We start from the raw sequence: 1,952 nt of genomic DNA on the forward strand, positions 1-1,952 counted from the left end.
CGGGCCGCGCGGCGTCGAGCGCGGCCCGCACCGCGCGCGCGGAGCCGGGACCGTGGTGCCGCACGCCGAGCAGCAGGGGCGCGGCCTTCGCGCGGCTCATGCGCTCACCTCGCGGCAGGCCCGGTAGAAGTCCTGCCACCCCTCGCGCTCGCGGACGACGGCCTCCAGGTACTCGCGCCACACGACGCGGTCGGCCGCCGGGTCCCGCACGACGGCGCCGAGGATGCCGGCGGCGACGTCCGAGGGGCGCAGCACCCCGTCCCCGAAGTGCGCGGCGAGGGCGAGGCCGCCGGTGACGACGGAGATCGCCTCGGCCGTGGAGAGCGTGCCGCTGGGCGTCTTGACCTTCGTGCGGCCGTCCGTCGTGATCCCGTCGCGCAGCTCGCGGAAGACCGTGACGACGCGGCGGATCTCCTCGGCGCCCGCAGGGACCTCGGGCAGTTCGAGGGAGCGGCCGAGCTGGTCGACGCGGCGCGAGACGATGTCGACCTCGGCCTCGACGCTCTCGGGGAGCGGCAGGACGACCGTGTTGAACCGGCGGCGCAGCGCGCTGGAGAGGTCGTTGACGCCCCGGTCGCGGTCGTTCGCGGTCGCGATGAGGTTGAAGCCGCCCACGGCCTGCGTCTCGGTGCCCAACTCCGGGATGGGAAGGGTCTTTTCCGAGAGGATGGTAATAAGAGTGTCCTGCACGTCCGCCGGGATGCGGGTCAGTTCCTCGACGCGCGCGGTCATGCCCTCGGACATGGCGCGCATGACGGGGCTCGGCACGAGGGCGTCGCGGCTCGGGCCGTGGGCGAGGAGCTGGGCGTAGTTCCACCCGTACCGGATCGCCTCCTCCGAGGTGCCCGCCGTGCCCTGTACGAGGAGGGTCGAGTCGCCGCTGACGGCGGCGGCGAGGTGTTCGGAGACCCACGTCTTGGCGGTCCCGGGGACGCCGAGCAGGAGGAGGGCGCGGTCGGTGGCGAGGGTCGTGACGGCGACCTCGACGATACGGCGCGGGCCCACGTACTTGGGCGTGATGACGGTGCCGTCGGGGAGCGTGCCGCCGAGGAGGTAGGTCGCGACGGCCCACGGCGAGAGGCGCCAGCGGGCCGGGCGCGGGCGGTCGTCCTGGGCGGCGAGCGCGGCGAGTTCGTCCGCGAAGGCGTCCTCGGCGTGCGGGCGCAGGGCCTCGGACGCCGGGGCCTGCGCGGCCTGCGCGGAGCCGGTCGCAGTGCCGCTCGTCGTGCCGGTCGTGGTGGTCTGAGTGGTGGTCCGCGCGGTGTCCGGGCGCTCTTCGGCGCTCCGCTGTGCGGGCAGGGTCATGGAGCCGATTCCCCCTTCGGTTCGGATGCGTGTTCCACCCTGCACCACCCCACTGACAATCGCTCTGACCTGCGGTGATGACGGGTTGTCAGTGGGGCGTCCTACGTTGGGCGGCATGACTTCGCAGGGGGTTCGCTGGACGGCGGAACAGGTGCTCTCGCTGGCACCGGACGCGCCGTCGCGCAAGGCGGGAAGCAAGCTCGGCACGGCGGGACCGTGGTCGGGGACGGGGACGACGGACGAGGGGGTGGTGTGGGGGCTGTGCGAGGGCAGCGGCAGCAAGCCGTACCAGGCGCTGGCCGACGTGGCGGGCCCGGCGTACACGTGCTCGTGCCCGAGCCGCAAGTTCCCGTGCAAGCACGTGCTGGGGCTGCTGCTGCTCTGGTCGGCGGGGCCCGGCGCGGTGCCGAAGGGGGAGCCGCCGGAGTGGGCGGGGCAGTGGCTGGAGAAGCGGCGCGGGCGGGCCGCGAAGAGCACGGGCCCGGCGCCCGGCACCGCCGCGAAGGGGGACCCCGAGGCCGCGCGCAAACGCGCGGAACGGCGGGCCGAGCGGGTCACGGCCGGGGCCCGCGAACTGGAACAACGCCTCGCCGACCTGGTGCGCGGCGGGCTCGCCTCCGCCGAACGGGCCGGGTACGGGATGGGGG

2 protein-coding genes are annotated in these 1,952 nt (G+C 74.8%); one reads left to right on the plus strand and one right to left on the minus strand.

Annotated elements, in window-relative coordinates:
• Window positions 1-96 precede the first annotated feature (96 nt).
• Window positions 97-1,305 carry an AAA family ATPase gene (locus tag G3I42_RS13670; RefSeq protein WP_203606766.1) on the minus strand — a complete coding sequence of 403 codons (1,209 nt, stop codon included), beginning with the start codon at window positions 1,303-1,305 and terminating at the stop codon, window positions 97-99.
• A gap of 115 nt (window positions 1,306-1,420) precedes the next feature.
• Here G3I42_RS13670 and G3I42_RS13675 point away from each other — a divergent pair.
• On the plus strand, window positions 1,421-1,952 hold a 532-nt coding region (locus G3I42_RS13675; protein ID WP_164285769.1), incomplete at its 3' end, for an SWIM zinc finger family protein.

Source organism: Streptomyces sp. SID11385, from assembly GCF_010548245.1.
In the GTDB taxonomy this organism is placed as follows: Bacteria; Actinomycetota; Actinomycetes; order Streptomycetales; family Streptomycetaceae; genus Streptomyces.